General features: G+C 74.9%; 1 pseudogene. It reads left to right on the forward strand.

The features are described from left to right. Window positions 1-120 precede the first annotated feature (120 nt). A pseudogene (locus AC08OT_RS00740) lies at window positions 121-4307 on the forward strand (ATP-dependent helicase); the annotation flags it as partial.

The raw sequence follows: 4307 nt of genomic DNA on the forward strand, positions 1-4307 counted from the left end.
GGGGGTGCCGGCGGGAGGGCCAGGGGGGGGGGGGGGGGGGGGAACCACGGTCGCGGGAACCACGACCGGGTCGAGGCCGGGCCCCACGGCGGGCCCGGCCTGAACCACACCGGCGGAAAGTTGTCGGTCCCTCGACGCAGACTGGTCAACGTGCCCAGCTTCGCTTCCCCCGATCCGCCGGATCCGCTCACGGCGTTCTCCGCCCCGACCCGGAGCTGGTTCGGCGCGGCCTTCACCGCCGCGACCCCCGCCCAGCGGGGCGCGTGGGAGGCGATTCGCACCGGCGGCAACGCGCTGGTCGTCGCACCCACGGGTTCGGGGAAAACGCTGGCCGCCTTCCTGTGGTCGCTGGACACGCTGGCCCGCTCGGCGCCGCCGGCCGAGCCCACCCGGCGCTGCCGGGTGCTCTACGTCAGCCCGCTCAAGGCGCTGGCCATCGACGTCGAACGGAACCTGCGGGCGCCGCTCGCGGGGATACGCTCCGCCGCGCAACGGCTCGGTCTACCCCAGCCGGACGTGACCGTGGGTCTGCGGTCGGGCGACACCCCCGCCGCCGAACGGCGCGGTTTCGGCGCCCGGCCCCCCGACGTCCTGATCACCACCCCGGAGTCGCTCTTCCTCATCCTCACCAGTGCCGCGCGGGAGTCGCTGCGCGGCGTCCGGACGGTGATCGTCGACGAGGTCCACGCGGTGGCGGGCACCAAGCGTGGCGCCCACCTCGCGCTGAGCCTGGAGCGTCTGGACGCCCTGTTGGACACCCCGGCCCAGCGGATCGGCCTGTCCGCCACGGTGCGGCCGGTCGAGGAGGTCGCCCGCTTTCTGGGCGGAACGGCCCCGGTGGCGGTGGTCCGCCCGCCCGCGGCCAAGACCCTCCAGATCGACGTCGTGGTGCCGGTCGAGGACATGACCCGGCTCGGCGGACAGCTCCTCGACGGGTCCCCGGACGGCTCGGCGGCCTCCGCACCGCACCGAGCGTCGATCTGGCCGGCGGTCGAGCAGCATGTCCTCGACCTCGTGCTGGCCCATTCCGCCAGCATCGTCTTCGCCAACTCGCGCCGGCTCGCGGAGCGGCTCTGCGCCCGGCTGAACGAGCTGTACGCCGAACGGCTCGCCGCGGCCACCGCCGCGGGCGAATCCGTGGCCGGGGACGGGCCGGGGGAAGCCAGCCGGACGTCACCCGCGGCGTTGATGGGCGCCTCGGGTCAGGGCGGCGGCACGGCGTGGCCGGAGATCGCGCGGGCCCACCACGGCAGCGTGAGCCGGGAGCAACGGGCCGGAATCGAGGAAGATCTCAAGGCTGGCCGGCTGCCCGCGGTCGTCGCGACCTCCAGCCTGGAACTCGGCATCGACATGGGAGCCGTCGACCTGGTCGTGCAGATCGGGTCCCCGCCGAGCGTCGCCGCCGGGATGCAGCGCACCGGCCGCGCGGGCCACCAGGTCGGCGCCACCAGTCGCGGCGTCATCATCCCGAAGCATCGCAGCGACCTGCTCGAATGCGCCGTGGTCGCCGAGCGGATGCGCTCGGGGGCGATCGAGCGGCTGCGGTACCCGCGCAACCCCTTCGACGTGCTGGCCCAGCAGATCGTGGCAATGACGGCGATGGAGGACTGGCACGTCGACGAGCTCGGCGCGCTGGTCCGACGCACCGCGACGTTCGCGACGCTGCCGGCCTCCGCCTTCGAGGCGGTCCTGGACATGCTCGCCGGCCGCTACCCCTCCGACGCGTTCGCCGAACTGCGCCCCCGCATCACCTGGGACCGCGTCACCGGGATCCTCACCGCCCGCCCGGGCGCCCAGCGGCTCGCCGTGACCAGCAGAGGCACCATTCCCGACCGGGGCATGTTCGGCGTCTTCCTCGTCGGGGAGCGCTCCAGCCGGGTCGGGGAACTCGACGAGGAGATGGTCTACGAGTCGCGGGTCGGCGACGTGGTGCTCCTCGGCTCATCCAGCTGGAGCATCGAGGAGATCACCGCCGACCGGGTCCTGGTGACGCCGGCTCCGGGACGGCCCGGTCGGCTCCCCTTCTGGCATGGCGACGCCCCAGGCCGACCCGCCGAACTCGGCCGCGCGCTCGGCGCGTTCCTGCGCGAGATCACCAGGTTGCCGGCGCAGGCGGCGGCCGACCGTGTCCGGGCCGCCGGCCTCGACGATCGGGCCACCGCCAACCTGCTGCGCTACCTCGACGAGCAGAAGGCGGCCGTCGGCCGTCTCAGTGACGATCGGACGATCGTCGTGGAGCGTTTCCGGGATGAGATCGGCGACTGGCGCCTGGCGGTGCACTCCCCGTTCGGTGCTCCGGTGAACGCACCCTGGGCGCTCGCCCTGGGCGCCCGGCTGCGCGAGCGGTACGGGGTCGACGTCCAGATCATGCACACCGACGACGGCATCGTCGCCCGGATCCCGGATCCCGGATGCCGCCGAGCCGCCCGGCGCCGATCTCGCGCTGTTCGAGCCGGACGAGATCGACGCGATCGTGCGGGCGGAGATCGGGAGCAGCGCCCTGTTCGCCAGCCGGTTCCGCGAGTGTGCCGGGCGGGCCCTGCTGCTGCCCCGCCGGACCCCGGGGCGACGGACCCCGCTGTGGCAGCAGCGCCAGCGCAGCGCACAGCTGCTGTCCGTCGCCGCGACGTTCGCCAGCTTCCCCGTCGTGCTGGAGACCATGCGGGAGTGCCTGCAGGACGTGTTCGACGTTCCGGCGCTCGCGGAGCTGATGCGCGAGGTGTCGGCCCGCACGCTGCGGGTGGTGGAGGTGGAGACGCCGTCCCCGTCTCCGTGCGCCTCCGCCCTGCTGTTCGGCTACGTCGCCGCCTTCATGTACGACGGGGACGCGCCGCTGGCCGAACGCCGGGCGCAGGTGCTGTCACTGGACAGCTCCCTGCTGGCCGAACTCCTCGGCGAGGCGGACCTGCGGGAGCTGATCGATCCCGCGGCGCTCGCGCAGGTCGCCGCGGAGCTCGCGCGGCTCGCCCCGGACCGCCACGCCCGCGATGTCGAGGGGGTGGCCGACCTGCTGCGCATGCTCGGCGACCTCACCACCGCGGAGGCGGTCGCCCGGGGTGCCACCCTGGGCTGGCTCGCCGAGCTCGAACAGACCCGCCGGGCCCTGCGGGTCCGTATCGCCGGCGAGGAGCGGTGGGTCGCGATCGAGGACGCCGGCCGGCTGCGCGACGCCCTGGGCGTACCGCTGCCGGTGGGAGTTCCCGACGCCTTCACCGAACCGGTGCGTGACCCTCTCGGAGACCTGATCTCCCGCTATGCCCGTACCCACGGACCGTTCGACACCGAGGAACCGGCCGCCCGGCTGGGGCTGGGCACGGCGGTGGTCGCCGGTGTCCTGGACGGGCTGGTCCGCGGCGGCCGCCTCGTCCGCGGCGAGCTGCATCCCGACCGCGGCGGTGAGCAGTGGTGCGACGCGGGCGTGCTGCGCGCGCTGCGACGACGCAGCCTGGCCGCCCTGCGCAAGGAGGTCGAGGCGGTGCCGCCCCGGGTCCTCGGTGCCTTCCTACCGGCTTGGCAGTCGGTCACCAGCGGACGTGGCCGGGGGGTGGACGGCGTGCTGCGCGCCGTCGAGCAGCTGCAGGGCGCGCTGATCCCGGCGAGCGCGTGGGAACAGCTCGTCCTCCCGGCCCGCGTCGCCGACTACTCACCGGCGATGCTCGACGAGCTGTGTTCCGCCGGCGAGGTGCACTGGGCGGGCGCCGGCGGGCTGCCCGGGGACGGCGGCTGGTTGACCCTGGTCCTCGCCGACACCGCGCCCCTGCTGCTGTCTCCGCCCGACCCGGAGATCGCCTCGGGTCCACTGCACACCGCGATTCTCGACGCGCTCACCGGCGGGGCGGCCCTGTTCTTCCGGGCGCTGTCCGACCGGATGGGCTCGCTCGACGACACGGCGCTCGCCACCGCGCTCTGGGATCTTGTCTGGGCGGGGCGGGTGACCAACGACACTCTCGCCCCGCTGCGCGCCCTGCTGGGTTCCGCCGCCATCCCCCGTCCCCGGGCGGCACGGTACGGACGGCCGGCGATACCGCGGCGGACCGGCCCCCCGACGGCCGCCGGCCGCTGGTCGCTGCTGCCCGAGCGGGACACCGATCCGACCCGGCGCGCCCACGCGCTGGCCGAGGCGCTGCTCGAGCGCCACGGCATCGTCACCCGCGGCGCGGTGACCAGCGAGCGGCACCCGGGCGGGTTCGCCGGGGTCTACCGGGTCCTCAGCGCCTTCGAGGACGCCGCCCGCGCCCGCCGGGGCTACTTCGTCGGCGGCCCAGTTCGCCGTCCCGGGAGCGGTCGATCGGCTGCGCTCCATCGCC

The sequence above is a fragment of the Frankia sp. CgJB1 genome (genome assembly GCF_977947065.1).